The 25,352-nt window shown below is 68.0% G+C and carries 24 protein-coding genes and 5 pseudogenes; 19 read left to right on the forward strand and 10 right to left on the reverse strand.

Features of this window, described 5'->3' with window-relative positions:
* A partial coding sequence (locus ACFW3D_RS38225) for an integrase core domain-containing protein (protein ID WP_500512590.1) occupies positions 1 to 213 on the forward strand: 213 nt, incomplete at its 5' end.
* 10 nt (positions 214 to 223) lie between these two features.
* On the opposite strand, the pseudogene ACFW3D_RS38230 reads toward ACFW3D_RS38225, so the two are convergent.
* Positions 224 to 715: pseudogene (locus ACFW3D_RS38230) on the reverse strand (alpha/beta fold hydrolase); the annotation flags it as partial.
* A 91-nt stretch (positions 716 to 806) separates the two neighbouring features.
* On the reverse strand, positions 807 to 1,337 hold the full coding sequence (locus ACFW3D_RS38235; RefSeq protein ID WP_500512592.1) for an NUDIX domain-containing protein: 531 nt from the start codon (positions 1,335 to 1,337) through the stop codon (positions 807 to 809).
* Positions 1,338 to 1,663: 326 nt separating this feature from the next.
* On the opposite strand from ACFW3D_RS38235, the pseudogene ACFW3D_RS38240 reads away from it, so the two are divergent.
* From ACFW3D_RS38240 to ACFW3D_RS38250, 3 genes and pseudogenes are all read left to right on the forward strand, one after another.
* Positions 1,664 to 1,840: pseudogene (locus ACFW3D_RS38240) on the forward strand (transposase); the annotation flags it as partial.
* Between the two features lie 13 nt (positions 1,841 to 1,853).
* Positions 1,854 to 2,264 (forward strand): annotated as a pseudogene (locus tag ACFW3D_RS38245) (transposase); the annotation flags it as partial.
* Positions 2,265 to 2,426: 162 nt separating this feature from the next.
* A complete protein-coding gene (locus ACFW3D_RS38250; protein WP_500512594.1) occupies positions 2,427 to 2,705 on the forward strand; it encodes a hypothetical protein in 279 nt (92 codons plus the stop codon).
* A 45-nt stretch (positions 2,706 to 2,750) separates the two neighbouring features.
* Here ACFW3D_RS38250 and ACFW3D_RS38255 read toward each other — a convergent pair whose 3' ends face one another.
* Positions 2,751 to 3,374, reverse strand: coding sequence for a CGNR zinc finger domain-containing protein (locus ACFW3D_RS38255; RefSeq protein WP_500512596.1), 624 nt, complete (start codon positions 3,372 to 3,374; stop codon positions 2,751 to 2,753).
* A 136-nt stretch (positions 3,375 to 3,510) separates the two neighbouring features.
* Between ACFW3D_RS38255 and ACFW3D_RS38260 the strand changes: the two genes are divergently transcribed.
* Positions 3,511 to 4,059 carry a carboxymuconolactone decarboxylase family protein gene (locus ACFW3D_RS38260; protein ID WP_500512598.1) on the forward strand — a complete coding sequence of 183 codons (549 nt, stop codon included), beginning with the start codon at positions 3,511 to 3,513 and terminating at the stop codon, positions 4,057 to 4,059.
* A 407-nt stretch (positions 4,060 to 4,466) separates the two neighbouring features.
* Positions 4,467 to 5,924, forward strand: coding sequence for a dihydrolipoyl dehydrogenase family protein (locus ACFW3D_RS38265; RefSeq protein WP_500512600.1), 1,458 nt, complete (start codon positions 4,467 to 4,469; stop codon positions 5,922 to 5,924).
* Positions 5,925 to 6,169: 245 nt separating this feature from the next.
* Here the strand turns inward: ACFW3D_RS38265 and ACFW3D_RS38270 are convergent, their stop codons facing one another.
* Positions 6,170 to 7,066 carry a LysR family transcriptional regulator gene (locus ACFW3D_RS38270; RefSeq protein WP_500512602.1) on the reverse strand — a complete coding sequence of 299 codons (897 nt, stop codon included), beginning with the start codon at positions 7,064 to 7,066 and terminating at the stop codon, positions 6,170 to 6,172.
* Between the two features lie 243 nt (positions 7,067 to 7,309).
* Here ACFW3D_RS38270 and ACFW3D_RS38275 point away from each other — a divergent pair, with 243 nt between their 5' ends.
* Both ACFW3D_RS38275 and ACFW3D_RS38280 read left to right on the forward strand, forming a co-directional pair.
* On the forward strand, positions 7,310 to 8,074 hold the full coding sequence (locus ACFW3D_RS38275) for an SDR family NAD(P)-dependent oxidoreductase (RefSeq protein WP_500512604.1): 765 nt from the start codon (positions 7,310 to 7,312) through the stop codon (positions 8,072 to 8,074).
* A 372-nt stretch (positions 8,075 to 8,446) separates the two neighbouring features.
* A complete protein-coding gene (locus tag ACFW3D_RS38280; RefSeq protein ID WP_500512606.1) occupies positions 8,447 to 8,704 on the forward strand; it encodes a hypothetical protein in 258 nt (85 codons plus the stop codon).
* A gap of 85 nt (positions 8,705 to 8,789) precedes the next feature.
* On the opposite strand, the gene ACFW3D_RS38285 is transcribed toward ACFW3D_RS38280, so the two are convergent.
* The gene (locus ACFW3D_RS38285) at positions 8,790 to 9,110 is read right to left on the reverse strand and encodes an ArsR/SmtB family transcription factor (protein WP_500512608.1); all 321 of its coding nucleotides are present in this window, start codon (positions 9,108 to 9,110) and stop codon (positions 8,790 to 8,792) included.
* Positions 9,111 to 9,399: 289 nt separating this feature from the next.
* Here ACFW3D_RS38285 and ACFW3D_RS38290 point away from each other — a divergent pair, with 289 nt between their 5' ends.
* From ACFW3D_RS38290 to ACFW3D_RS38305, 4 genes are all read left to right on the forward strand, one after another.
* Positions 9,400 to 10,140: an SDR family NAD(P)-dependent oxidoreductase gene (locus tag ACFW3D_RS38290; RefSeq protein ID WP_500512610.1), complete on the forward strand. Its 741-nt coding sequence runs from the start codon at positions 9,400 to 9,402 to the stop codon at positions 10,138 to 10,140.
* A 167-nt stretch (positions 10,141 to 10,307) separates the two neighbouring features.
* A complete protein-coding gene (locus tag ACFW3D_RS38295) occupies positions 10,308 to 11,522 on the forward strand; it encodes an NAD(P) transhydrogenase subunit alpha (protein ID WP_500512612.1) in 1,215 nt (404 codons plus the stop codon).
* 2 nt (positions 11,523 to 11,524) lie between these two features.
* Entirely contained in the window at positions 11,525 to 11,848 is a 324-nt protein-coding gene (locus ACFW3D_RS38300; RefSeq protein ID WP_500512614.1) for an NAD(P) transhydrogenase subunit alpha part 2, read from the forward strand.
* A complete protein-coding gene (locus tag ACFW3D_RS38305) occupies positions 11,841 to 13,241 on the forward strand; it encodes an NAD(P)(+) transhydrogenase (Re/Si-specific) subunit beta (protein WP_500512616.1) in 1,401 nt (466 codons plus the stop codon). The genes ACFW3D_RS38300 and ACFW3D_RS38305 overlap by 8 nt, the downstream gene beginning before the upstream one ends.
* Before the next feature lie 151 nt (positions 13,242 to 13,392).
* Here ACFW3D_RS38305 and ACFW3D_RS38310 read toward each other — a convergent pair.
* From ACFW3D_RS38310 to ACFW3D_RS38325, 4 genes and pseudogenes are all read right to left on the reverse strand, one after another.
* Positions 13,393 to 13,632 (reverse strand): annotated as a pseudogene (locus ACFW3D_RS38310) (transposase); the annotation flags it as partial.
* Positions 13,619 to 14,395: a hypothetical protein gene (locus ACFW3D_RS38315; protein ID WP_500512618.1), complete on the reverse strand. Its 777-nt coding sequence runs from the start codon at positions 14,393 to 14,395 to the stop codon at positions 13,619 to 13,621. The pseudogene ACFW3D_RS38310 and the gene ACFW3D_RS38315, both read right to left, overlap by 14 nt.
* Positions 14,396 to 14,642: 247 nt before the next feature.
* Positions 14,643 to 15,905 carry a hypothetical protein gene (locus ACFW3D_RS38320; protein ID WP_500512620.1) on the reverse strand — a complete coding sequence of 421 codons (1,263 nt, stop codon included), beginning with the start codon at positions 15,903 to 15,905 and terminating at the stop codon, positions 14,643 to 14,645.
* Positions 15,898 to 17,439: an alkaline phosphatase D family protein gene (locus ACFW3D_RS38325; RefSeq protein ID WP_500512622.1), complete on the reverse strand. Its 1,542-nt coding sequence runs from the start codon at positions 17,437 to 17,439 to the stop codon at positions 15,898 to 15,900. Before ACFW3D_RS38325 ends, ACFW3D_RS38320 begins: the two co-directional genes overlap by 8 nt.
* 565 nt (positions 17,440 to 18,004) lie before the next feature.
* On the opposite strand from ACFW3D_RS38325, the gene ACFW3D_RS38330 reads away from it, so the two are divergent.
* The 3 genes from ACFW3D_RS38330 (at position 18,005) to ACFW3D_RS38340 (ending at position 19,686) form a co-directional block, all read left to right on the forward strand.
* Positions 18,005 to 18,328 carry a type II toxin -antitoxin system TacA 1-like antitoxin gene (locus tag ACFW3D_RS38330; RefSeq protein WP_500512624.1) on the forward strand — a complete coding sequence of 108 codons (324 nt, stop codon included), beginning with the start codon at positions 18,005 to 18,007 and terminating at the stop codon, positions 18,326 to 18,328.
* Positions 18,325 to 18,696 carry a fic family toxin-antitoxin system, toxin component gene (locus ACFW3D_RS38335; protein ID WP_500512626.1) on the forward strand — a complete coding sequence of 124 codons (372 nt, stop codon included), beginning with the start codon at positions 18,325 to 18,327 and terminating at the stop codon, positions 18,694 to 18,696. Before ACFW3D_RS38330 ends, ACFW3D_RS38335 begins: the two co-directional genes overlap by 4 nt.
* A 255-nt stretch (positions 18,697 to 18,951) precedes the next feature.
* The gene (locus tag ACFW3D_RS38340) at positions 18,952 to 19,686 is read left to right on the forward strand and encodes a D-Ala-D-Ala carboxypeptidase family metallohydrolase (protein WP_500512628.1); all 735 of its coding nucleotides are present in this window, start codon (positions 18,952 to 18,954) and stop codon (positions 19,684 to 19,686) included.
* A gap of 403 nt (positions 19,687 to 20,089) precedes the next feature.
* Here the strand turns inward: ACFW3D_RS38340 and ACFW3D_RS38345 are convergent, their stop codons facing one another.
* Positions 20,090 to 22,054: a SpoIIE family protein phosphatase gene (locus tag ACFW3D_RS38345; RefSeq protein ID WP_500512630.1), complete on the reverse strand. Its 1,965-nt coding sequence runs from the start codon at positions 22,052 to 22,054 to the stop codon at positions 20,090 to 20,092.
* Between the two features lie 436 nt (positions 22,055 to 22,490).
* Between ACFW3D_RS38345 and msrB the strand changes: the two genes are divergently transcribed.
* The 4 genes and pseudogenes from msrB (at position 22,491) to ACFW3D_RS38365 (ending at position 25,238) form a co-directional block, all read left to right on the forward strand.
* On the forward strand, positions 22,491 to 22,961 hold the full coding sequence (gene msrB / locus ACFW3D_RS38350) for a peptide-methionine (R)-S-oxide reductase MsrB (RefSeq protein WP_500512632.1): 471 nt from the start codon (positions 22,491 to 22,493) through the stop codon (positions 22,959 to 22,961).
* Positions 22,962 to 23,095: 134 nt separating this feature from the next.
* Entirely contained in the window at positions 23,096 to 23,425 is a 330-nt protein-coding gene (locus ACFW3D_RS38355) for a hypothetical protein (RefSeq protein WP_500512634.1), read from the forward strand.
* Between the two features lie 183 nt (positions 23,426 to 23,608).
* Positions 23,609 to 23,929, forward strand: a pseudogene (locus tag ACFW3D_RS38360) (transposase); the annotation flags it as partial.
* A 7-nt stretch (positions 23,930 to 23,936) separates the two neighbouring features.
* The gene (locus ACFW3D_RS38365; RefSeq protein ID WP_500512636.1) at positions 23,937 to 25,238 is read left to right on the forward strand and encodes an MFS transporter; all 1,302 of its coding nucleotides are present in this window, start codon (positions 23,937 to 23,939) and stop codon (positions 25,236 to 25,238) included.
* The last annotated feature ends 114 nt before the right edge of the window (positions 25,239 to 25,352 follow it).

Genomic DNA, 25,352 nt, shown 5'->3' on the forward strand with positions numbered 1-25,352 from the left:
GGCTTCGGCTCGCTGAAGTACGAGAAGCTATTCCTGGAGGAGATTCCCGACGCCCTCGACCTGGTCCGCCACGCCGAGGACTATCGGCTCGAGTACAACACGGTCCGCCCGCACGAGGCACTCGCCTGGAACCGGCCCCACGACGTCCACACCGGCCGGGCCGACCCTCTCGTCCCCAACTTTCCCGAACCCGAAAACCTGCCAGTTACTTGACGCGGGACACAGTCAGCGTGGCGCCCGGGTGCGGTGTCGAGCCGCGAACGATCCGTGCGATCTGCTCATCGTTGAGACCGTGGTCCTCGAAGTGGGCCGCAGGCGCGACCGGCCAAAATCCCCCGTTCTCGGCGATCGATGCCCTCACCATCTCCCCGCCGTCCGGCCAGGAGGAGACGAACGGTTCGCCATCGGCCGGAACACTGGAGTCGACGAAGACCACGCCTGCCAGCCGATCGCCGACCCTCTCGGCGGCCTGACCGACTGGGATGCCCGAGTAGCTGTGACCTACCAGGACGACCTCGCGAAGATCCTGACGCTCGACCTCGTCAACGATGTCCTGAACGTGGGTCTGCTGACCGGCCGGCACACCTCGCTTCTCGGCGAGACCGGACAGCGTCAGCGGATAGACGCCGTGGCCGGCCGCTTTCAGATGCGGCACCACCTCATCCCACGCCCACGATCCGAGCCGCGCACCTGCAACCAGCACGTAGTTCGCCATTGCCGCACCATAGCGAAGCGACCGAGCAGCCGCTCCGACAATACTTTCGATACACGCCCTGACCGAGTGACAAGGGCAGCAGCTCGAGCGGTCAGGCTGCGCCGGTCGTGCCGCCAGGTGTTCGTGCAGGGCGAGCAGGCGCGGGCTGAGCCCGACCTGGCCGGTCAGCCGTGGGGTCCTCCCCCTGGATCAGGAGTCGGTGCGATTCCTGCAGTCCCGGCGGAAGGTCGTCCGGCCATACCCACATGGCTTCCAGAACCTCAAACGAGTCGATCTTCAGGGAGCCGCCGACGAGCTTGGCGGCATACGCCACCTCCACGCGCAGCTTGTAGCCGCTCTTGAGGTGGACCACCTCGCCGGCCTCGACTTCAAGGCCGGTCTCCTCACGCACCTCGCGGGCGACGGTATCGCGGAAGTCCTCGCCCGCCTTGGCGTAGCCGGTTGGCAGGCCCCACGGGCGGTCTTCGGGCCACAGGCGGTGGCGCAGCACCAGGACGCGGCCCTCGCCATCACGGACAACGCCGGTCACGCCGACCATGTATTTGCTGTTCACCAGCCACAGGACCCGCCACTGCAACGGCCCCCGGATCATCCGCCACAGTCCGGCGACGATGCGTTTCACGCGATGCCCTTCGGAAGTCGGGCCGCCAATACGTCCCGCAGAAGTGCCACAATCGCGCATCGAAGGGCAGCGTTCCAAGGACATTCACTCAACGAACCCCGGCCGGCCGAACGCCCAGCGCGGCCTCAGCCGGTGCGCTCCTCACCGGACGTCAGGTCTTCGGGATGTCGCGTTCAGCACCGTGACGGTCCTCGCCCATCAGCAACCCGGCCTGCCGTTGTGGCCCAGGGGTCTGCTCTAGGTTTGGGTGAAAGGTTGACCTGCCCCACCTCTCAGGTTCCAGTTTTGGTGGCTAACTGACAGCCCTTCACGGAAGGCTGGCAGTCATGCCTCGTCCCTATCCTCCGGAGTTCCGGGCGCGCGCCATCGCGCTCATCCGCGCCGGCAAGCAGGCCAAGCGGACGGCGGTTGAGCTCGGCATCCATCCCGTGACGTTGTCGAAGTGGTTGCGCCAAGACGACATCGGCAACGGGCGGCGACCGGGAACGCCGTCGAGAGAGAGTCTGATGAGTTGCGGGCCGACCTGTTGCGCGCCAGGAGGTCAACAACGCCGAGGACCGCGCCCACGCGGAGAACGCGATCGAGGCGTTCACCCGCACCTACGCTGCCAAGTGGCTCAAGTCCGTCACGAAGATCGCCGGCGACCGGGACGAGCTGCTGGCGTTCTACGGCTTCCCGGCCGAACACCGGGTCCACCTGCTGACCACGAATCCGATCGAGTCGACGCTCTCCACGGTCAAGCTGCGGACCAAGGTCACCCGAGGTGCCGGCAGTCCAGCCGCGGCCCTGGCCATGGTATTCAGGCTGGTCGAGTCCGCCCGGGCTCGATAAGGCGCGATCACTCAAGCCCACCTCGTCCTCCTGGTCCGCGCTGGCTCAGACTGCGAGAACGGGCTCCTGGTCGAGCGGTCCGAGGTCGCAGCATGAACGGCATGTTCGCGGCACTTGAGGCGCTGACAGACCGGGAGCCGGACCTTCGCGCACGTTGCCGCCGACGTCCTCGGGAATCTCCTGCGCGGCACTGCACTCGACGCGGACACCGCCCGCCTGGTCGTCGGACGCCTGGTCAGCCTGGTCATCAACGAACGGGTGACCAAGGTCCGCGAGTCCGCCCTGAACGCGATCAGCGAGGCATTCAACCACCACGGCCTGCCCCTGGACCTCGTCGCACCACTGACGGCCCTCATGCCGACGATGGCACCCGAGCTCCTCGTACACGCCCTCTACGTCCTCGGTGCCCCACACGCCCCACGGGCCAGTCACCTGATCGAACCCTTCCACCCCCACCCGACGGTGCGCGAGGAAGCCCGGCTCGCAGCGGCCGAGATCACCGCAGCCGACCCCGAGGACCTCTGCCACAACTCTTGACCATTGGTCCCCCAGTGGAATGAGCCGTCGCGCTGCGCGTGGCCTCTACTGAGGAGCGTGATGGCGCCGGTAGTGGCGGGCGACGCGCACGCGGTTGCCGCATGCGGGCGAGCACCATTCCCGACGTGCGTGGTTCTTGACGAAGAACAGCAGACAGCTGGGTGCCAAGCAGGCGCGCAGGCGATTGCGGTCCGGCCCGGTGAAGAATTCCACGGCCTGGTGCGCGATGAGCTGCACGGCGAGCTGCGCAGCCGTCCCGCCGCTGCGGTACACACGTGAGGGCGGCCCGTCGGCGGGCCACAGGAGCTGCGGCCAGGGTCGGGCGAGAGCGTTCAGCGTGGTGATCGCGTCCTGTCGATCGAGCTTTGGAGCGGTGGCCGGCGGACGCGGATCTTCGGTGACCTCTGCTGCCAGGTTCCGCAATGCGTCGCGCAGGGCACGCAGTGACGGGGCAACTGGGCGCACCAGGTGGTCATCGAGTTGGTCGCCCTGGATCCCGGTGTCGGGTTGGACGCGGCCGGCAACCGCGCGCAGCCAGGCGGCGGCCTCGGTGTCGTCGGCGAGGGCATCGTGAATGCGGCCGCCCTCCACCGTGAGGGTGTTCATGAGCTCGATGGGCAGCGGTTCCCCCAGTAGTACCGCGCTCAAGCTGACTTCCTCGGCCATCATGCCCTCCACCGTACCACCGACCTAATGGTTGCCGATCCTGTTAGCCATTTGACATCGAGAGAGGCATGCGTAAGCATCCTAATGATTGGACGTGTCCCAACCATTAGGTTGGTGGAATCGACAGAAGGAGACCGCCATGTCGGTACTGCCCCTCATCAACCCCGCCGAGACCACCGGCGAAGCAGGCATGCTGCTTGCCGAGCTCAAGAAGAGCGTCGGCCCCGTGCCGAACATGGCCAAGGCGATGGCGAGCAGTCCGGCCCTGCTCAAGGGCTGGATGAGCCTCTCCCGCGCGCTTGCCGGCGGAGTGCTGCCCGCTGCTGTCCAAGCGCGCCTCGCACTGGCCACCGCCGAGTACAACCGGTGCGCCTACTGTCTGTCCGCCCATACCTTCCTGGGCAGGAAGGTCGCCAAGCTCGACGACGAAGAGATCGAGCTTGCCCGCCACGCAGAGTCCGCAGACCCGCACACGGCAGCCCTGCTCACCCTGTCCGACGCCATCGCCCGAGGCCGCGGCACCATCGACGAGGCCACGCTCACGTCGGCCCGAGCCGCTGGTGTCACCGACGCGGAGATCGCCGAGGTCGTCGGGAACCTCGCCCTCAACATCCTGACCAACTACTTCAACATCGTTGCCGACACCGACAACGAATTCCCACTCGTCACGCCGCACGAGCACCCCTGACGACTTCGGCTGTGCGGGCCGCCCTTGTGACGGTGGCGGCCCGCAGCGTCACTGGTCACGTCGGCCAGGTAGCCGGCAAGACGGCGCGGGCGGGTTCGCGAAGGCCAGGGACGGTGCCAGCCGAGGGCTGTTGACGAGTGAACTTCCCTGAATGCCTGCCGGGCTCGTCGCGCGACTCCACCGCTGAGCCCGACGGCAGGTGGGCACGAGCGGCGGGGCTGCTGAGGGCTGCGCGCAGTGGTTGTGTGGAAGTGGGGCAACGTGACGGGCCCCGCAAGGCGATGGATGTTCATGCCCCTTTCATCCCTCGTCGCTCTCGCGGCCACTGGCAGCGCCGGTCGGACAGGAAGCGCTCGGGACACGAGGAACAGCCTGCGGAGCAGTTCCGATGATGAAGTGAGGCAGCCATGACCGAAGCATCTGTGATTGAGCCGAACGGCACCTATGACGTGATCGTTCTGGGGGCCGGCCCGGTCGGGCAGAACGTCGCCGAACACGCCCGCGCCGCGGAACTGTCGGTGGCCGTGGTGGAACGGGAACTGGTGGGCGGAGAGTGCTCGTACTGGGCATGCGTGCCCAGCAAGGCGCTGCTGCGGCCCGTCATCGCCGTCGCCGACGCACGGCGGGTCGACGGCGCCCGGCAGGCCGTCACCGGGCCATTGGATACCGGCCGGGTCTTTGCCCGCCGGAACCACTACGTCACCGACTGGGACGACACCGGCCAGGCGCGCTGGGTGAAGTCCATCGGCGCCGACCTCTTCCGCGGCCACGGGAGGCTCGACGGGCCGCAGAAGGTCACCGTCACCACGGCCGACGGCGCCCGCCACACCCTCGCGGCGCAGCACGCGGTCGCCATCGCCACCGGCAGCCGCCCCCTGCTGCCCGCCGTCGAAGGCATCGAGGAAGCCCGGCCGTGGACCAACCGGCACGGCACCGACTCGAGCACCGTCCCTGGCCGGCTGATCGTCGTCGGCGGTGGCGGCGTCGGGGTGGAGATGGCCACCCTCTGGCAGGGCCTCGGCTCCCAGGTCACCCTTCTCGCCAGGCGCCCCCTGCTCCCCCGGATGGAGCCCTTCGCCGGCGAAGTCGTCGCGGAGGGGCTGACCGACGCCGGCACACAGGTGCGCATCGGCGTCCAGGTGACCGCCCTGAGCCGCCCCGACCCCGGCGGGCCGGTCACCTGCGTCCTGGACGACGGCAGCGAACTCGAAGCGGACGAGATCATGTTCGCAACCGGACGCGCCCCGCTGACCGACGACATCGGCCTGGACACCGTTGGCCTCACCCCGGGGTCCTGGCTGGACGCCGACACCACGTGCCTGGTCCGCGAGGTCCCCGGCGAGTGGCTCTACGCTCTCGGCGACGTCAACCACCGCGCCCTCCTGACCCACCAGGGCAAGTACCAAGGGCGCACCGCCGGCGACGCCATCGGCGCCCGTGCCGCCGGCCGCCCCCTTGACGACGCCCCGTGGGGCGACCACGCCACCACCGCCGATCAGCATGCCGTACCGCAGGTCTTCTTCACCGACCCCGAAGCCGGCGCCGTGGGCCTGTCCGCGGCGCAGGCCGAGGAGGCCGGTCTCCCCGTCAAGGTCGTCGACCTGGACTTCACCGCGGCCCAGGGCGCGAATCTCTACGCCGACGGCTACCGCGGTCACGCCCGCATGGTCGTCGACACCGACCGGGAGATCCTGCTCGGCGTCACCTTCGTCGGCCACGGCATCAGCGAACTGCTGCACTCCGCCACCATCGCCGTCGCCGGCGAGATCCCCCTCAAGCGGCTGCGGCACGCCGTCGCCTGCTTCCCCACCATCAGCGAGATCTGGACCTTCCTCCTCGCCGCATACCACCGCGACAGCGACTGAGCGCGAGAACCAGGAGGGACGTCACGGACTGACCTCGTCAAGACCACGAGGGATGTGTGGGCCAGGACAGCTTCATGCCCGTCCCCTGGAAAGACGATCGGCAGCGATCTGCCCGGGACGGTCGAGAAAGGTGGGTCCGGAGGGCTTCGCAATGCTGAGACCGGTCTTGCACGTCATGAACCATGCGTCCGCAACGAACCGGGCGCTCCGGGTGACCAATGGCGGGCGCTGACAATGGCGCTGGTTCAGGCATCCACAAAGGGAAGCCCCGCGATGAAGCTGGCCAGGTCACGTCGCCTGGACTGGGCCGGCCACGAGGCCCAGGTGCGACGCACCAGCGGATGTCCGTGCAGAGGCTTCCACACGACGTTGTCGGGCAGCGGCTGCGACCAGTTGGGCGGGGCCAGCGCGAAGGCCTTCTCCGTAGCGACTGCGGCGAGTTTGACTTCGGCGATCAGCGCTTGACCCTCCGGAGGTTCCGGACCGGCGTTCAGACCGTGGCTGCGCAGCACCGAGGTGACCTCGTCGTACCAGGCAGGGCTGCCCGAGCGGGGAAAGCCCACCCATTCCAGGCCCCGGAGGGCTTCCAGCCGTACCGCGTCTTCGTCGGACCGCTCGGCCGCCGCATTCGCGGTAAGCAGCACTCCCAAGTTCTCCCGAACCACCAGTATGGCGTCCAGGTCCTCATCGACAGGCCGTTCCCTGAGGAGTCCCACGTCGAGGTCTCCGGCCCGCAGAGCCTCCAGCTGGGCGGCCGATGACAGGTGCCGCGCATCCACCCGTGTATCGGGGCACGTCGCCGTCACGTACTCCACTGCCGGCCGGAGCAGCTCCGACGGCAGCTCCAGAGGAATGCCCACGCGCAACAGGCCACAGCCCGGCGAGAGAAAGCCGGCCATGGTACGCAGCGCCTGATCGTGCCGGGCGACCAGAGCCCGCCCCTCGACCAGCAGTGCTTCGCCCTCCCGCGTGGGGCGCACACCGGTGTTCGTGCGCGTAAGCAATTTCAGGCCCAGCTGCCGCTCCAGACCACTTACGGTCTGTGACAACGCGGACTGGCTGACATGCAGCCGACGTGCCGCGGCCGACATGCCGCCCTCCTCCACGACGGCGATGAAAGCCCTCAGTTCCCGCAGTTCCATGCCCCCATCTCAACATATTCCGCACCGTGCGTCACCACCGGGAGAAGCTGAGCTTATTGCCGCTCTCGAGAAATTTCATGGACCTTGCTCATGGCGGCCATCGGTTCTCCGGATATCGGGCCAGGAATGATGACGAGCACAGGACTGCTGTACCGCCCGCAGCCAAATGGCGGCGCTACGGGAAGGAGCGGCACGTGCTGCTCGTACCGTATTTCAGTGAGTGGATGTTTTAGGAGAGCAACGATGGGACTGCTGGACGGGAAGGTCGCACTGATCACCGGAGGCACTTCTGGAATCGGCCGGACCAGTGCCGTTCTGTTCGCGCATGAAGGTGCGAAGGTGGCATTCACCGGGCGGCGAGAGGACGCGGGCAAGGAGGTTGTCGACGAGATCATGAAGAACGGTGGCGAGGCCTTCTTCATCAAGGCGGACGCCACGCAGGTCGGTACCGCGGCGGACGTGGTGGAGCAGGTCGTCAACCGCTTCGGAAGGCTCGACGTCGCTTTCAACAACGCCGGTACGGCCGCGGTCGGCCCGCTGACGGAACTCGACGAGGCCGCGTGGCACCACCTGGTTGACGGCAACCTGAAGGGCTCTTTCTTCTACCTGCAGGCGGAGGCCGCCCAGATGAAGCGGCAAGCGAGCGGCGGGGCCATCGTCTTCAACGGATCGGTTTTCGCGGAGCTGGGCACGCACGGTATCTCCATCTACAGCGCGACCAAGGGAGGTGTCGCGGCACTCGCCCGTGCTGCGGCCGTCGAGCTCGGCCCCGACGCGATCCGCGTGAACACGGTCAATCCGACCATCATCCGCACCCCGCTGACCGAGGGAGGAATCACCAAGAGCGAGGACGGCTCGGAGTACCACCCGCACGGCGAGAAGATTCCCCTCGGCCGCATCGGCGAGGCCGAAGAGGTCGCACACGTAGTCCTGTTCCTTCTGTCGGACCGGGCGTCGTTCGTCACCGGACAGTCCGTCATGGTCGACGGCGGCCAGTCCGTGAACTAGCGCCCCGCCGGGTCGGCGGCCTCGGGGCATGGTCCTCCCCGAGGCCGTCGCCGGTTTCCTGCGTGAGGACCGTCGGACTGTGCCGTGCCCGCCGGCCGGCGAGGCAGACAGCCGGTGACGGACCACGGGGCGGGGCAAACCCCCGTGCACCTGGCCGGATCGAAAGAGGTCCGGCGCCCTCGGTGCCCTGGCGCCAGGGACCGCGGCGCCGCGAGAGGAAACGTGGACATGAACCCCCGAACCGAGGGCCTTACAGGGGAGCTGCAAGCAGCATGGGACCGGTACCGGAGGCTGGTCACGTGGGCCTGTGCCCTGCTGGACACGGGGTCGCCCGCCCCCGGCGGGCGACCCTTGGACGACAGGAGTCGGACGATGGTCGCCGAACAGCACGACGTCCTGATCCGTCGCCTCGGCGAGTGGCCCGCCTTGGATGTGTGGAACGCCGACCCGGCTGTCGCTCTTCGGGCCGCGGAAGAGCAATTGAACTGCCTGCTCGCAGGGTGGTTGGCCCCGGACGGGAACGTGACGCGGGCTGACGGGCGCCTTGCTACGGCGCTCGTTGCGGAAGAGATCCGGCAGTTGTGCCGGACCGTTGCCGCGCTCGGCTGTGGCATGCACCGCCGGCAGTAGCGGCCCCGGGGTGCACCTGTTGAACGACTGCTCCGGGCCCTGCTCAAGGCACCGCCACGGCCATGAACACCGGCCATCGATGCTGTTAACGCGGGGGGTTCTGCGCGCGAAGGAGAGGCAGTAGCCCTGGGAAGCGGCGCTCGAGGTCCTGGCGTCGGAGCGTGACTTTTCGGCTGTTGCCGTAATCGATCTGGCGGATCAGCCCGGCCTCCCGCAGCACCCGGAAGTGATGCGTCAGGGTCGATTTGGACACCCTCAGGCCGAACGAGGCGCAAGTCCGCTCGGCATGCTCCTCCTCGGCGCACAACTGCTCCACCACGCTGCGGCGATGCGGGTCCGCCAGCGCAGCGAACACTGACCCGAGGTCCATTTCTTCGATCGCGGGGTGGCCCTCTACGTCGGGCATGGCAATCCTCTCCGAAGGTGGACTCTCCGTACTCTACGGCATGACCGGCATGGAGTGAAAAGCGTTCATTGCGTACCGGATTGCCTCTTTCCGTGCGGTCACATTGGCGGTTCTACTTATAGTGGCTGCCGCCCGATATGGCGGCGGCGAGGAATGGGCAGCTCAGGGAGGTAATTCCCTGCGCGTACGGGAGAAACTGCGAATTGCCTTCGACTCGGAAGTCTCCGAAAGTAGGTACGTCAACTTTCATACCTACTGGCCGACCGGCCTTACGGAAAGGTGATTCACCATGCAGTTCGAGAACCAGACGGCCCTTGTCACCGGGAGCACCTCCGGCATAGGCCATGAAACCGCACTCCTGCTCGCCGACGAGGGTGCCCTCGTTATTGTCTCCGGCCGCAACGCGGCCAAGGGCGCAGAGACGGTGGCGGCCATTGAGGCCGCTGGCGGCAGGGCGAAGTTCCTCGCCGCCGACCTCAGCGACCTGGAGTCCGTGCGGCGCCTGGCCGAAGAGGCCGGCGACGTCGACGTCCTGGTGAACAACGCCGGCGCCTACCCCTTCGCGCCGACCGTGGAGCAGGGCCTGGACACCTTCGAGAGGCTGATGAACACCAACGTGCGCGGCACGTTCTTCCTCACCAAGGCAGTGGCGCAGAACATGGCCGGCCGGGGGGCGGGCAGCGTGGTGAGCGTCACGACAGTAGCCGGACTGAGCGGTATCGCCGGCACTTCCGTCTACGGCGGGTCCAAGGCAGCTGTGGATTCCTTCACCCGCGCCTGGGCGGTCGAGTTCGGCTCACGCAATGTGCGGTTCAACGCCGTCGCTCCCGGCCACACCAGGACCGACAACGTGGTCGACATGATCGGTGAGGAGGACTTCGAGGCTCTGGGCGCAAGGGTTCCTCTGGCCCGTCTCGGCTCGGCGCGCGAGATCGCCGAGGCCATCGTCTTCCTCGCCTCTCCCCGCGCCGGCTACATCACCGGCGTCACCCTCCCCGCTGACGGCGGCTTCATGGCGCTCGGCGTCTGAACATCAGCGGCGCCGGCCGCACACCGCGGCGGCCGCCACTCCTGGCGGCCGCCGCGGTACCCAGGGCGGCGCACCCCACCCCTTTCCCGCGTCAGTGGCCGCTGCCTCTTGACCGCAGCCACTCCGCGCCGTCCCAACGGTCGGCAACACAAAAGGAGCGACGCAAGATGCGCATCGGCGTCCCCAGGGAAGATGCACCCGGAGAGACCCGGGTCGCTCTCACCCCCAACGAAGTTCGTTCTCTCTCCACTGAGGGCCATCACATCGTGGTCGAGCACGGTGCCGGAGACCGTGCAGGTCACTTCGACGACGAATACCTCGCCGCCGGCGCCACGCCGGGCTCCCGGTCCGAAGCGCTCGCGGCCGAGATCGTCCTGCGGGTACACGTGACCGGGCCCGACACGTACCCCGGGCGAACCGACGGGACGCACGCTTCCGAGGCACTTCGTCCATCGACCGTCGTGATCGGGCTCGCCAACCCGCTCAGCCACCCCGAACCCATCCGCCGCCTGGCCGAGCAAGGCGTCACGGCCTTCTCGCTGGACCTCCTGCCACGCATCACCCGAGCACAGACCATGGACGTGCTCTCCTCCCAATCCACCGTCGCCGGCTACCGGGCGGCCCTCATCGCGGCGGGCCGGCTCAACAAAATGATCCCGATGACGACCACTGCCGCAGGCAGCATTCCCCCGGCGCGAGTCCTGGTCCTAGGTACAGGCGTTGCCGGCCTCCAAGCCATCGCCACAGCCCGCCGTCTGGGTGCAGCCGTCCGCGCCTACGACATCCGGCCCGCAGCACGCGAGCAGGTCGAAAGCGTCGGTGGCCATTTCGTCGACGTCCCGCTCGACACCTCCGCAGCCGAAGGGACCGGCGGTTACGCCCAGGTGCAGCAGGAAGAGTTCTACGCTCAACAGCGCCGAGTCCTCGCCACCGAGGTGGCCGCCGCCGACATCGTCATCGCCACCGCACAGGTGCCGGGAAGGCCGGCGCCCCTCCTCATTACCGAGGACATGGTGCGCGCCATGCGCCCCGGCTCGGTCATCGTTGACGCCGCGGCGGCACAAGGCGGCAACTGCGCCCTGTCCGTGCCCGACGAAACGATCGAGCACTCGGGCGTGTCGGTCATCGCCCCCACCAACCTGCCGGCCGGCGCCGCGGCCCACGCCAGTCGCCTGTACGCACGCAACATCGCCAACTTCACACGCCACCTGCTCGGCCAGAACGGCGGTCTGGAACTGGCCTCCACCGACCCGGTCATCCACGACACCCTCCTGACCCGAGACGGCCACGTCGTCCATCAGCAGGTGCGCTCCCTGCTGGGCCTGGAGACCGGCACACCCACGCTCCCCGCAACGCGTCCCACTGCCGCAGAAAGGCACTGATCATGCCAGCCTCCCTCGAGACCGGCCTGTACGTCCTGGTCCTCGCTTCCGTCATCGGTCTCGAAGTCATCCGACGCGTACCCGCTCTCCTGCACACCCCTCTGATGGCCCTCACCAACGCAATCGCCGGCATCTCCCTGGTAGGCAGCCTTCTGCTGGCCGGCTCCCGACACGGGCCCCTCAGCACCAGCCTCGGCGCCCTGGCCGTCGGCGCGTCAACGATCAACGTGGTCGGCGGTTTCATGATCACCAACCGAATGCTGCGCATGTTCCGTACCAGCAAGGCGCCCAGCCACGCAGCCGGGAAGGCAAGGACCCATGCGTGACACCGTCATTCCCCTGCTCTACCTGGCAGCCGGCTTCCTGTTCATTCTCGGACTGCGTGACGTCACTCATCCCCGCACAGCGCGTCGCGGCCTGCTGCTCACAGTGATCGGTATGGCGGCTGCCGTGGCCGGCACCTTGATCAACAAGGGGATCGTCGACTACCGGTGGATCGTGCTGGCCACCGTGGCCGGCTCCCTCGTCGGAGCTGCCATGGCGAAGTACATGCCGATGACGGCCATGCCCGAACGCATCGCCCTCTCCCATGCGTTCGGTGCGCTGGCGGCCGGGCTCGTCGGCACGGCCGAGTACTACCAGGGTGCCGATGCCCTCAGCACGTTCACCGCCACCGCACTCATGTGCGAAGTCCTGCTCGGCTTTGTCACGTTCACCGGCAGCCTGATGGCCTTCGGCAAGCTCAAGGGCATCCTTCCCGGCCGGCCCACCGTATTCCCAGGCCAGCAACTACTGAATCTCGCTCTGTTCGCCGCGGCCGTCATAGCCGCCGTCTGGCTGGTGACCACTCCCACGGTCACCGGAGTTTTCCTGGCCCTGATCGCCCTGTCGGCACTGTTCGGCATCCTGCTCGTCGTGCCCATCGGCGGCGCCGACATGCCCACCGTCATCTCACTGCTGAACTCCTACGCCGGGCTCTCAGGCGCCGCCATGGGCCTTGTGCTCGACAACAAGGCACTCATCATCGCCGGAGCCCTGGACGGCGCTTCAGGCGTCCTGCTGTCCATCATGATGAGCCGCGCAATGAACCGGTCGTTCCGCAACGTACTGTTCGGCGCCTTCGGCCACGTCGATGACGCCAAACCCGCCACAGAACAAGCGGGAGACGGACGTCCCGTACGCAGTGCCGGACCCGACGAAGCGGCGATGCTCCTGGCAACGGCCCGAAACGTCATCATCGTCCCCGGATACGGCTTGGCGGTGGCCCAGGGCCAGCACCGCATCAAGGAGGTCGCCGAACTTCTGGAACGAAGCGGCGCCACGGTCCGCTACGCCATCCATCCTGTCGCCGGCCGCATGCCCGGGCACATGAACGTTCTTCTCGCCGAAGCGGATGTGCCCTATGACCGGATCCTCGACATGGACGAGATCAACAGTGACTTCGCCCAAGCCGACGTCGCGCTGGTCGTCGGAGCCAACGACGTCACCAATCCGGCCGCACGTACCCGGGAGGACAGCCCCATCTACGGCATGCCCGTCCTCGACGTAGCATCGGCAAGAACCGTCATGGTCATCAAGCGGGGCATGAGCACCGGATTCGCCGGCATCGACAACGAGCTCTACTACCTCGACAAGACCCTCATGCTCTTCGGTGACGCCAAGGATGTCGCATCCAGCATGGCCCGCGAGCTAGAGGCACTCAGCAGTCATAGCGTGTAACGCACCGCCGAGGGGGCGGTACGTCCCCACGCAGTTCACCGCAGCCGACGCCCTCGACCGATGTCCGGCGGCCGCGGCAGCCCCCACCGGGCCTGCTGCGGCCGCACGGGCACGCCAGCCACCATCCACCTGGCGTGTTCCACACGCCCCGCACCCGGGCCTTGGTCCACTCCGTGAACCGGCGACGGGCCGTCGCTCCCGACGGCCCGAACGACAGTGCGGGCAACTGCTGCCACGTGCAACCCGACGTCGCCACGAACACGATGGCCGCCAGCACTTCCCGATCCCCGTGCCGCCGGCCACCTCCTTGTGGCCTGGTCGGCGCAGGCGGTATCACCCGCTGGAACAAGGCCCACAACTCATCCGTCACCAGCCGCTCAACGATCCCCACGCTCGCAGACCTTGCGTGCTTCGGTGAGGGCTCGCTGCCTGACGTTGCCGCCGAACAGCTGAATCGTCGTGGCGGCCAGGATGTCATCCCTGCCGATCGTCCACCCGTCCCCCCTGCGGGTTGACAGGGCCCGGTGGGAATCCTCGATAAGCGGGGGTGGGGCCGGTTCGCCCGACATCACCGGGGCGACCGCACCAAAACGTTTGACCCCGCCCTCGCGGACGACCATGGCCGCATCTCGGGCGAGGTCCGTCAGGAACACGCTCGCGATTCCGTCCAGGTCGCGGACCATCGCCGGGACAGCCGTCGCCCCCTGGCTCCGCAGCAGCTTCTTGACCCCGGCCTCGAACCTGTGGGCGCCGACCACCGCACTTGGTTTGCGCGACCTGCTGCGCTTACGAGAAGGCACGATGACGCCCTCGGCGTCGTACAGAACACCGGTCAGGCCTCGAAACGTCGGGCTGTGGTCGTACCACCTGGTCCCCACCTCGAGTTCGACGTTCCGGTCGATCGCCGAGAGAAGGTCCCCGGGAACCAGCTTCTTCCGGACCTCCTCCGCCGCCGCTCTCCTCGCGCCGTCGATGATCTCCGCCAGCACTGTCCGCGTCACCGACGCGGCGGCCCACGCGGCCGACCGAGAGACGTGCATCGGGGTCACGTCCCTGAACACCGCTTTGACGAGAGAAGGCTTGAACGGCGGGACATCCGTCACCGAGGCGGTCTCGAGACCGCTGGGCTCAGGACGTGCGCGCAGTGTGGTCATCGGAAGGGACGCTCCCTGCTGTCGGAGTTGTCAGAGGCCCACACTTCATCACGCAGACCTGCTCTCTTCGTCATCCTCCGTCGAAGCGGCACCCGGTCACAGGCCACGGGCGCAGCCGATTCCGGACCGCCCCCGGAGATGATCCGGCAGCGGTGCCGGAGGACCGCGTTCTCGCGCGGTTCCGGAGCCGGCTGCCGGATCTCCCCCTCCGGGGTGGCCCGGTGGACGTCCGCGGATCGAGAGGACGTCACCAGTCCGAGTTGGTCGCCCCCAGACTCAGCAGGACCTGGTCGAAGGTGTTGCCGTCGTTGTCATCGGTGTACGACATGGAGAGTGTGCCGAACGGAGAGGAAGCCAGCGAGAGCTGCTCCTGCCGACCGGTCGTGACCTGGCTGACCGACTGGGCCGGCAAGCGGCCGGTGAAGGTGCCGTCGGGGTTGAGGCCCCGGGCCCAGACCGCTGGATCGGTGCCGGCGACGCTCCAGCCGACCACGGCGTCGCGCTGGTCGTCGATGCCGACGGTGGGATTACCCGCTCCCGCTCCGCCGGAGACCTCGACCTCGGCCGAGCCGGCGGTGCCGGTCGCGGTGAACGACCGGGCCCAGACGCCACGGGTCCCGGTGTGATCGGACTCCCAGGCCACGGCGAAGTCGCCGTTGAAGTCGGCGGCCACGGCCGGGCGCTGCTGCTGCCCGTCGCCGAGGCTGTTGGCACTGCGGCGGCTGAGTGCGACCGCCCCGTTCGCCTTGGCCAGCTTCACCAGGCCGATCTGGTAGGCACCGTTGTTGTCGGTGTCCTCGTCCCAGACGACGACGGCGTCGCCCGAGGCGGAGGTCGCGACATCGGGGTTGTGGTGCGCGCCGCCGGCCGCGTTGACCGTCACCTCGTAGGCCTTGGTCGTGGTCCCGGTGAACCCGGCTGCCTTCACCGTCGCCGCCGCTGTGCCCTGGATGTCCTCCCACACCACGGAGAACGCGACCGCCGTGGTGCTGTTGGGCGCGCCGTCCGGATCGACCGCGACACGCGGATGGATCTGCTGGCCGTCGGCGCTCGCGTTGGCCCCTCCGGAGCCGAGGAGCGCGCCGGCCGGGGAGAGCACGCGGTAGGTGATGTTGTAGAAGCCGTTGCCGTCCGGGTCCTCCGCCCACACGACGACGGCGTTGCCCCGGTCGTCCAGTCCCACGTCGGGTTGGAGATGCCGCCAGGCCGTGCCCGCGGTCCCGCCGGCCGAGAGCTTCTTCTCGTAGGCCGAGACGCCGTTGCGGTACATCCGCACCCACACGTCGCTGTGCGCGTTGTCGCCCGGGGTGGTCGAGTCGCGGTCGTCCTCCCAGACCACCGCGACGTCACCGAGGCGGTTGGCCGCGATCGAGGCGGTGTCCTGGTCACCGGCGGAATCGCTGTTCGCGGTCGCCCAGGACGAGGGACCCGCGGCCGAGGCCGGGGCGACCATGGCGAGGGCCGCGACCAGGCCGGCGACGGCCGCGCCGAGTACGGAGAGCTTACGCATCGGCCAACCCCGGCTTTCCGTCGTGGATGACGAAGGTCCTGGCGGTGGTCGCCGGCGCGCCGTGTTCGGTCACCGTCGCCACCGAGCGGAAGTCGGCTGTGAGCTGCGACGGCGTGATGTGCGTGCGGACGTAGCCGCGCCGCTCGGAGTAGAAGCGCAGATGCGGGTTGAGCGATCCGTTGGGGATCGTCGTGGTGGCGCTTCCGTTGCCGGTGCTGGTGATGGAGGTGCAGACGAGCTCGGAGCCGATCGTCGCCGACGACGGATTGGCGTAGTCGGCCTTGAGGTCGTTGCCCCACGACGCGTGCACGTCGCCGGTGAGGACGACCGGGTTGCGTACGCCGCGGTCGATGATGCCCTGCTGGATCCGCGCGCGGCTGCCCCGGTACCCGTCCCAGGCGTCCATGTTCATCGCACCCGCCGAGTTGACGTTGCGGGCGAAGAAAACCTGCTGGCCGATGAGGTCCCAGGTGCCCAGGTGCTGGCCCAGTCCGTCGAGCAGCCATGCCTCCTGAGCCGGGCCAGTGATCGAACGGGACGGCAGGTCGGCGTCGGCGCAGACCTTCGTCCCGTCGCCGCAGGCCTGGTCGTCACGGAACTGGCGGGTGTCGAGCATGTGGAACGTGGCGAGGGTGCCCCAGCGGACCCTGCGGTAGAGCTGGATGCTGTTGCCGGAGGGGGTCGCGGCGGCCCGCAGCGGCATGTTCTCGAAGTAGGCCTGGTACGCGGCGGTGCGACGCGCGGTCCACTGCGCCGCCGTCAAAACCGGGCTGCTGTCGGCGCGGACCATGTTGGCGTAGTTGTTCTCCACCTCGTGGTCGTCCGGCACGACCAGCCACGGCGCGATCGCGTGCGCGGCCTGCAGGTCGGGGTCGCTGCGGTAGAGCGCATGGCGGCGGCGGTAGTCGGCCAGCGACACGATCTCGCCGCCGAGGTGCTGGCGCACGGCGCCGGCGGTGGCCCCGCCCTCGTAGATGTAGTCGCCCAGGTGCAGGATCAGGTCGGGGCGGTCGTCGGCCATGCGCCGGTAGGCGGTGTAGTAGCCCTGCTCGTAGTGGGCGCACGAGGCGAAGGCCATCGTGAAGTCCCGCCCGACCGTGTTCAGAGCCGGGGCGGTGCGGGTCCGGCCCACTGGGGAGATGAATCCCTGGGCCCGGAACCGGTAGTAGTACTCCGAGTCCGGAGCGAGTCCGCCGGCCAGCACGTGCACCGCGTGGGCCTGTGCGTAGCGCGCGGTGAACGTGCCGGAGCTGACGAGGGTGGTGAAGTTCTGGTTGGCCGACACCTGCCAGTCGACGGCGATGTCGGCGTTGGGCATGCCGCCCTGGCCGTCCGCGTTGGTCGGTGCGGGAGCCAGGCGCGTCCAGAGAACGACGCTGTTGTCGTCCGGTTCGCCGGAGGCGACACCGAGCGTGAAGGGGAAGGGAGTGGAGGCAGCGGCCGACGGCTGGGCCATCGCCCCGAACGGGAGCGCTGCGACGCTCGCGGTGGTGAGCCCGCCTAGGATGAAGATGCGGCGACTGAGGTTGCTCATGGCCGCAGATGCTCGCGGTCACAGGTGAACTTCCCGCCCTGCGATGAGGACGGTCAAGTGACATGACCGGACCGCGAGTTGGGGGGTGTTTGTGCGGCTATCTCGGGTGCTGGAGCGGGAGCTCTGCGGCTGATCAGGCGTTACGGTTCAGCCGCACTGTTCACATCCTCGGCGCCCGTTAACCGCCCGTCCAGTGACGGCCCTGAGACGCAACCCGTCCTTCATCTGCCGACGTGCCTCGACCAACGAAGCGAATGCCGGGCCACCCACGCCCAGATCCGCGCCCTGCTCACCGACCCGCCGTTCAGGGTCCTGGGCGTGGGCCGGGTCCCGGTCAGGGCCCGGGAGGATCCGGCACTCACACACCCACCCCGACCGGTACCGGCCCGTCCGGCGCCGCCGCTCCCACTGCCGCCTTGGGACAGTTCGCATGACCACCGACTTGTCCGAGAACCCTGGACCAAGTGACGACCTGAGTAGTGCACCGGCCGCCGCGCATGCGCGGCGGCCGTGTCGGTTCACGGGATCACCCCTGATCGCAGATACCAGTGATACCATTGCCACCATGAGGGCATCCGAGAAGACCGAGAAGAAGGCCATGAGCCTGCGCTTCCCCGACCCCGACCAGTACGCCGCCATCGCCGCGGCCGCCAAAGCGGCCGACATGAGCATGCAGGACTACGTGCTCTCCGCCGCCTACGAGCGCGCCACCGCGGTTGAGCGGGTCTTCCTTGACGCCGCCAAGTGGCACGGGGACTACACACGCGAGGCCTTCGCCGAGATCGGCGACGACCAGCCCGACACGGAACGCCGCGCCGCCGCTCAGGCCGCACGCCGCCGCCTGGAGGAGCTGGACGCCCCCGAGGCCGGTCACGGAGACGCCGCGTGATCCACCGCATCGATGTGCCGTTCCTGCTGCACGCCGCCGAGCAGATCGACGGCGACCCGCAGGTGCACGAGCTGGGACCGCTGTACGCCGCGGTGGCCCGCGTCCAGGCCAACGCCATGGAGCGCGACGTGTACGGCTCGGACCACCTCAAGGCGGCCGCGCTGCTGCACACCCTCGCCCGGCTGCCCTCCCTGGAGCACTCGAACCTGCAGTTCGCGTGGGTGAGCACCGTCGGATTCCTGGTACTGCAGGGACACGGCCTGGAATACCCTCCCAAGCACGCCGCCGGCCTCGTCCGCGACGCGGAAGCCGGCCGGGTGACCGTGGAGGAGATCGCCGTGACGCTTCGCGACTGGACCGTCCGATGAACTCCGGGCAGTACCTCCGGCACGATTCACGTGTGCCGATGATGCACTGAGCCGGGCGGGCCACAACGCGGCCCCGAAGGGGGCGCGAAGGTCGGTGACGCTCCACAGTCCGGCGATGACGCGGCGGTGGCCGAGGACGCGCAAGGCCGCCGCCACGCAGTTGACGCGCGTAGCACAGGGGCGTCACCCTGGGTGCGCCCGCTTCTCGCGCGGGGGCGACACTCACCACTCGAGTCCGACGGTCGGGAGGCCGAAATGCTCAAACGTGCAGGACGCATGCTTTTCGTGATTGTCATGATCATGGCAGGTGCGATCGTCGGAGTGGGCGCCACCTCGGGAACCGCGCACGCCGACGAGTGCTACACCTGGAGCCGCACCCTCTCCCAGGGCTCCTCCGGCGCCGATGTGACGCAGCTGCAGATCCGCGTCGCCGGCTGGGTGACCTCGGGCGAGCGGCTGTCGTACGACGGCGTCTACGGCGCGCGGACCACCGCCGCGGTCAAGAAGTTCCAGTCCGCGTACGGCCTGGCGGCCGACGGCGTCGCGGGCTCACAGACCTTCAGCAAGATCTACGCGCTCCAGGACGCGGACTGCACGCCGATCCACTTCGCCTACTCCGAGCTGAACAAGTGCAACTCCGACTGGTCCGGCGGTGCGGTCTCGGCCGCCACCGCCAAGGCGAACGCCCTGAAGACGATGTGGAAACTGGAAGCGATGCGGCACGCCCTCGGTGACGTGCCCATCACCGTCTCCAGCGGCTTCCGCTCCTACGCCTGCAACAGCGCGGTGGGCGGCGCGTCCGGCAGCCGCCACCTGTACGGCGACGCCGCCGACCTGACCGGCTCGCCGAGCCTGTGTACGCTCGCCAAGCAGGCGCGGGTGCACGGCTTCTCGGAGATCCTCGGTCCGGGCTATCCCGACCACAACGACCACGCCCACGTGGCCCTCGACCCGTCGCCGTACTGGTCCGCACCCAACTGCGGGATCTGACGACCGTCAACAGGCGAGAGAACCGGCCGACCAGCCGCGCCGGCCGAGCAGCCGCACCAGCCGCCTCGTCGCTGAACCGCCCGGGTCGGGGGGAGGGTCGAGTCCGTGCACGGATCCATGTCATGGCGCAACCCTCCTCCCACCCGTTTGAAGTGCGCCGCCGCGCGGGGTCGCACTCCCGCCACAGCCGACCGTCGTCATCAGACCGTGACTGACCTGAACGCGGCCGGCACGGTTACCGAGACCACGGCCGGCTGATGTCCGTCATCAACTGCAACCTCCTCTGGATACCGGCCTCCCCAGCAACGTGGCCAGGCGCACCGCTCCCCCGCCCCTCTGCGTCAACGCGGTAAACCCTGGCAGCCACTCTTGGAGGACGTTCGAGCGGTAGCTGCGGGTGCCGTCACGCGCGCCGGATGATCAGCACAGCCGCGTCGTCGATGTGGTCCACCGCAACCATGGCGTCGAGGATTCGATCAGCGGTCTCCTCGGCGTTCAACCCGTCGTGGGCGGCTTGCGCCGCCAGCGTCGCGACTCGCTCCAGCCCTGCTTCCAGAGTCAGACTCGGACCTTCGACCACGCCGTCGGTAACCATGATCAGCGCGGCATTCCTGTCCAGGGTGAAAGTTCCCTCGTGGTAGACGGCGTCGGGTAGGACTCCGAGCACCGGGCCGCCCGGCAATTCACGGACACTGTGGCTGCCGTCGTCGCATGCGTACAGCAACGGCACATGGCCCGCGCTGGAGCCCGTGACCTGTCCGTCGCAGGGGTCGATGTGCAACATGGTGCAGCTGGCAAATCGCGCCGCGTCCATCGTGATGAGCAGCTCGTTCGTGCGCGTCAGCACGGTTGCAGGGTCCGGTCCGCAGGCGGCGATGGCACGCATGGAGGCACGCACCTGTCCCATGGCTGCGGCGGCGTTCACGTCGTGCCCCTGGGCGTCGCCGATCTCCAGAGCGACCGCGCCGTCGGGCACGACGAAGGCGTCGTACCAGTCTCCGCCTATATCCAGCCCGTCCCGACTGGGTCGGTAACGGACGGTGAGTTCCAGGCCCGGGAGGTGCTTCGGCAGCGTCGGAAGCATGGACTCTTGGAGCGCCACGGCCAACTCCACTCGAGCTTCTCGAGACCTGACGCGCCTCAGCGCCTGGCCCGCAAGGTCGGCCAGAGTGCTCATGAGGGCGCGCTCATCCGGGGACGAGTGATGCTCGCTGTCGTAGGTCACCGCCCAGCCCCCGAGCGGCTCACCGCCGACCGGGCTGAGGGAGGTGATCGAGACGGCGCAGCCTGATTCGAGCTGGTCGAAGTACGGCACCATGGCCCCGTCCGGCCAGCGGCGTTTGTACTCCTCCTGGTTGCGCATGAACTGCGGCTTACCCGTTCGGATCGCATAGGGCAGTGGGCTCGGATCGTCCAGCGACACGCCGTTCACGGCGGCCACCAGCATCGGTATCCCCGCATCAGAGGAGACGCACAGGCGGCCTTCGGCCACGAGCGCCAACGCGGCGCCGGTGCCACCGAAGGTCGCGGCGAGGCGTGTCAGGAGGACCTGCTGTACCTCTCGCTCTGTGGCCGCAGTGATCAAGGCGGAGGAAAAGGCCGCTATCTCGGCAGCTCGCTGCCGCGCACCACTCAGCGCGACCAAGGCTTTGCGTCGGCGCGCTTCCCGCTTGGTGTCGTCGCGGATCACCCCGAAGATCCGCAGGGGACCGCCGTACCCCAGCTGGACCCGACGGGTCTGGCAAGCCAGAAGGTGCCAGCCGTCACCCTCGGTGAGGAACCTCAACCTGATCCAGGGGGACTGGGCGGCGGTCGAACGCACGAGCCGCCGTAGGGCCCCCCGGTCATCAGGGTGGACTCGCCGAACCACGCTGGACAACGATACGGAGGCCTCCGGGAACAGCATGGCCAAGGCGGGTGCACCACCCAGCCACTCCAGCTGCTGCTCCCGGGGTGAATACATGCACACACCGAGGTCGGCGGCCTTGGCCGCCAGCCGGAACGGGATCACAAGACTGCCCAGGTCGTTCCCCGCGTTCAACGAGTGCACCCACAGCAGTTTCTCGCCGTCCGCAGGATCGCTCGTCAGCCGCGCCTCGACCAGGCAGACCAGCCGTGCTGCACCCGGCCCAGGGAACTCCAGCACCCGCATCACAACCGTCATCGTCGTGGCGGCGTGGGTCACGAGGCTTTCGACCGCAGTCAGCTGGCTTTCGGGCAAAAGATCACCCAAGTTGCGACCCACGCACTGCTCCGCCGGCCTGTCCAGTACCTTTGCCATGGCCGCGTTGAGGCTGTGGATGGCACCGTCCAGGGTCAAGAGAGCCGAGGGGGTAGCCCTTCGGAGGAGTTGGTCCGAGGCGTCCATCGGTGGCTCCCTGAGACTTAGCGAAACCGCTTCTTCGACCATTTTCGCGCGTTTTGCTCCATGATCTCAGCAAACGGATTCTCCGACCGCGAGCGTCGCGCAGCGACGTCAGGTTGTCGCCGCACGCGTCGGCGCCAGGGAGACCTCTGCCGCGTGCAAGCAGGCGTCCCCTTCCGTTCCCGGCCTGTCGAAGGCGACTGGGAACGCAGCGTCACCGCCAGGGCCGGACACGAGCGACGGCGCCGGGTCGGGCAACCCTTCCCCGTCACGGAGGGGAGGCAGCCGGGCTCGCGACCGTCGGCCGCACGGACCAGGTTGCGGAGGCACAGACAGACCGTTGACGTGGTGGTCAGAAGCCGCGACACGGTAAGAGTCCGGGTGGTGCATGACGCGAACAGGGCAGAAGAGACACTCCAGCACCGTCCGGGAGGTAGGCATGCCGGAGTACAGCAAGAGCCCACAGCGCATCTCACAGCTCACCGACCTGCAATACCGTGTGACTCAGCGAAGCGAGACGGAGCCCCCGTTCTCCAACGCCTACTGGGACAACAAGGCGCCTGGCATCTATGTGGACATCATGTCCGGTGAGCCCCTCTTCGCCTCGATCGACAAGTACGACAGCAGGACCGGCTGGCCCAGCTTCACAAGGCCTCTGAGGTCAGGCCACGTCATCGAGAGGCCCGACACCAGCCACGGCATGGTCCGTGTCGAAGTACGGTCGGCTGAAGGCGACAGCCACCTCGGGCACCTGTTCCCGGACGGACCTCGCGACCGCGGAGGACTGCGGTACTGCATCAACTCCGCCTCGCTGCGCTTCGTCCCCCTGGAGGATCTGGAGCAGGAGGGCTACGGCGAGTACCTGAGCGTCTTCGAAACGACGGACGAGGACGCCGCCAAGAGCCGATGAGCGGCAACCAGGGCGGGGGTCCGGGGCCCGAACGGCACGGCGCGCCGGGGCCATCTTCCGCCGCACCGAGTCAGAAGACGCCTGATGGACCGTACGAGCAACGGCACCGTCGGGCCTTGGAGAAGGACCGCACAGTGACCAGGAACATGGACATCCTGCACCCGGAGGACGGCGCGATCGTGCCGCCCGACCAGATCCCCACCGCTGTCACCGCAGGCCGCCTGGCCTACGGCGATGGCACGACCCAGACCTTCCGACCCGACGGAAGCACCTCCTACTTCGAGGCAGGACGCCAGACCGAGGGCACCTGGTCCGTCGACGACAATGGCCGCTTCTGCTCCTTCTGGCCGCCCTCCTACCGAGCGTCCTACGATCTGCGATGGGTGGTGGAAGGGGGCGCAGTCGTCGGCCTTCGGTTCACCGACCTGAGGAGCGGTACCAGCTTCGACGGCCGTTTCCAGTAACCCCAGGTTCCTCCTGAGCGGGCGAGTCCGGGGTGGCCGACCAGCCGAGAATGGCACATCGCCCTGAGTCTGCCAGAGGAGCTCAGGAACGGGCATCCGTTGTCGTTGACGTCTTGGGGCGGCTTGCCGAGACCGGTCGGCGGCCTCGCTCCAGTAGCCGCCTCAGACGAGGAAGGCCACCACGACGCCGGCCTCGTCGACGTCACCGTCCTCGACACTGCGCACGGCCGCGCTGAAAGAGGGGCGAACACACGAACCCCACGAACCGGGGCAAGCCGGTTCTCGAGATCCACGTCCTGTCGGAGGCGACCGGACTGCTCCTCCTCGTCGCTGTCGCGGCGGGTAACACCCATGACAGCCAGGGCTGAAGCCGATGGTGGAAGGGTCAGCGAAACAAGACACGACCCTGACCGCGGCCGGTGCTTCAAACCCTGGCGCCTGCATGCAGACAAGGCCTACGACCGCGCTGACCTGCGCAGGTGCCTCCGAGACAAGCGCTGCGGGAGAACACATGACCGAAACCAAGCACAGTACGCCGACACGCCATGCACCGCAGATGCGCATAGTCACTGCATCGTCGTGTTCCGCGGCGGTCCCGTGCCAACCTGCGGCCGCACGTGCTTCCACCCAAACAGCTGTCGTGGAGCCCGGCAGCAGGCGCGGCTGGGCGTCCGTCGGTGCCGTTGCGCTCGGCGCGTTCGTCGTCGTCATGACAGAGACGCTGCCTGTGGGGCTCCTGCCGAAAATCGCCGAAGGACTGCATGTCTCGCTCGGCCTGGCGGGGCTGATGGTGCTCGTACCGGGTCTCAGTGCCGCCGTGTCGGCGCCGCTGTTCTTCCTTGGCTCGGGCCGCCTCAACCGGCGCCCGGTCATCCTCGTCCTGGGTCTGACGGTGTTGCTATCGAACGCAGTCGTCGCGGTGGCCCCGAACTTCGCCCTGGTACTGATCGCCCGTATGCTCCTCGGCGCAACCATCGGAGCCTTCTGGACCGTGGTCTCACCGGTCGGACCCAAACTGGTGGGGCCTGCCGGCGGCACTCGTGCCATCACCATCATCGCGGCGGGCATTTCGGGTGGCACGGTAGTGGGACTGCCTGCCGGACAAATCCTCGGCAATCTCATCGGCTGGCGTCTCACCTTCGCTACTGCCGGGGCGGCCACACTACTTGTCGTAGTTGCACAGGCGATCCTGCTGCCGAGCATTCCACCGGACAAGAGTACGCACGTGCGTGATCTCACAAATACCGTGTCACGGCGGGCCGTCCAGTTCGGGATGGCGGCAGGCGCTGTGGTGTTCATTGGGCAGTTCGCCGCATGGACGTACGTCACTCCGTTCCTGACAGACCACACCCATTTGTCCAGTGGTGTGATCACCCTGCTGTTCGTCATCTACGGCTGCGGTGGCATCGTCGGCTCGCTCGTCGCCGGATCGCTGTTCAAGCGCGGGGTGATCGGCAGCTTCGTCGGATCGACGACGGCAGTGGCTGCCATGCTCATTGGGCTGGCGAGCACGGGAACCCTACCGTGGCTGGCCGGCCTGTTGCTCGCACTGTGGGGCCTGATTTGGGGAATCGCGAACCCTGCGACCTTGGTCTGGCTGCTCGACGCGGCCCCGGAGAACCAGGAGGCTGCATCGGCAGTGAATGTCACAAATTTGCAGGTATCCCTGGCGTTGGGGTCTGCACTCGGCGCGATTCTCGTGTCAACGACAACCCTGCAAACGGTGTTCTTCGTCGCGGGCTTCACCGTCCTCGGCTCCAGCGTGCTCGCCGCGGTGGCGGGACGGTTCGTGACACTCAGAGGGAGGGAATGAGGAGCGAGGCGGAGTCCAGTGAGGTTTTCTCAGCGAAATGATCTACGCGAAACGGCGTGAGCCGCGCATGTGTGAGCAGGCCGGACAGGCTGGGCCCGGCTGCGGACAGACGTA

Source organism: Streptomyces sp. NPDC058864 (genome assembly GCF_042742985.1).
GTDB lineage: Bacteria > Actinomycetota > Actinomycetes > Streptomycetales > Streptomycetaceae > Actinacidiphila.

Bases quoted from the DNA above. Each gene is read 5' to 3' on its own strand.
- ACFW3D_RS38255 (WP_500512596.1), bottom strand. From the start codon at position 3,374: ATGATGGCCGAGGAAGTCAGCTTGAGCGCGGTACTACTGGGGGAACCG.
- ACFW3D_RS38260 (WP_500512598.1), top strand. From the start codon at position 3,511: ATGTCGGTACTGCCCCTCATCAACCCCGCCGAGACCACCGGCGAAGCA.
- ACFW3D_RS38265 (WP_500512600.1), top strand. From the start codon at position 4,467: ATGACCGAAGCATCTGTGATTGAGCCGAACGGCACCTATGACGTGATC.
- ACFW3D_RS38270 (WP_500512602.1), bottom strand. From the start codon at position 7,066: ATGGAACTGCGGGAACTGAGGGCTTTCATCGCCGTCGTGGAGGAGGGC.
- ACFW3D_RS38275 (WP_500512604.1), top strand. From the start codon at position 7,310: ATGGGACTGCTGGACGGGAAGGTCGCACTGATCACCGGAGGCACTTCT.
- ACFW3D_RS38280 (WP_500512606.1), top strand. From the start codon at position 8,447: ATGGTCGCCGAACAGCACGACGTCCTGATCCGTCGCCTCGGCGAGTGG.
- ACFW3D_RS38285 (WP_500512608.1), bottom strand. From the start codon at position 9,110: ATGCCCGACGTAGAGGGCCACCCCGCGATCGAAGAAATGGACCTCGGG.
- ACFW3D_RS38290 (WP_500512610.1), top strand. From the start codon at position 9,400: ATGCAGTTCGAGAACCAGACGGCCCTTGTCACCGGGAGCACCTCCGGC.
- ACFW3D_RS38295 (WP_500512612.1), top strand. From the start codon at position 10,308: ATGCGCATCGGCGTCCCCAGGGAAGATGCACCCGGAGAGACCCGGGTC.
- ACFW3D_RS38300 (WP_500512614.1), top strand. From the start codon at position 11,525: ATGCCAGCCTCCCTCGAGACCGGCCTGTACGTCCTGGTCCTCGCTTCC.
- ACFW3D_RS38305 (WP_500512616.1), top strand. From the start codon at position 11,841: ATGCGTGACACCGTCATTCCCCTGCTCTACCTGGCAGCCGGCTTCCTG.
- ACFW3D_RS38315 (WP_500512618.1), bottom strand. From the start codon at position 14,395: ATGACCACACTGCGCGCACGTCCTGAGCCCAGCGGTCTCGAGACCGCC.
- ACFW3D_RS38320 (WP_500512620.1), bottom strand. From the start codon at position 15,905: ATGCGTAAGCTCTCCGTACTCGGCGCGGCCGTCGCCGGCCTGGTCGCG.
- ACFW3D_RS38325 (WP_500512622.1), bottom strand. From the start codon at position 17,439: ATGAGCAACCTCAGTCGCCGCATCTTCATCCTAGGCGGGCTCACCACC.
- ACFW3D_RS38330 (WP_500512624.1), top strand. From the start codon at position 18,005: ATGAGGGCATCCGAGAAGACCGAGAAGAAGGCCATGAGCCTGCGCTTC.
- ACFW3D_RS38340 (WP_500512628.1), top strand. From the start codon at position 18,952: ATGCTCAAACGTGCAGGACGCATGCTTTTCGTGATTGTCATGATCATG.
- ACFW3D_RS38345 (WP_500512630.1), bottom strand. From the start codon at position 22,054: ATGGACGCCTCGGACCAACTCCTCCGAAGGGCTACCCCCTCGGCTCTC.
- msrB (WP_500512632.1), top strand. From the start codon at position 22,491: ATGCCGGAGTACAGCAAGAGCCCACAGCGCATCTCACAGCTCACCGAC.
- ACFW3D_RS38365 (WP_500512636.1), top strand. From the start codon at position 23,937: ATGACCGAAACCAAGCACAGTACGCCGACACGCCATGCACCGCAGATG.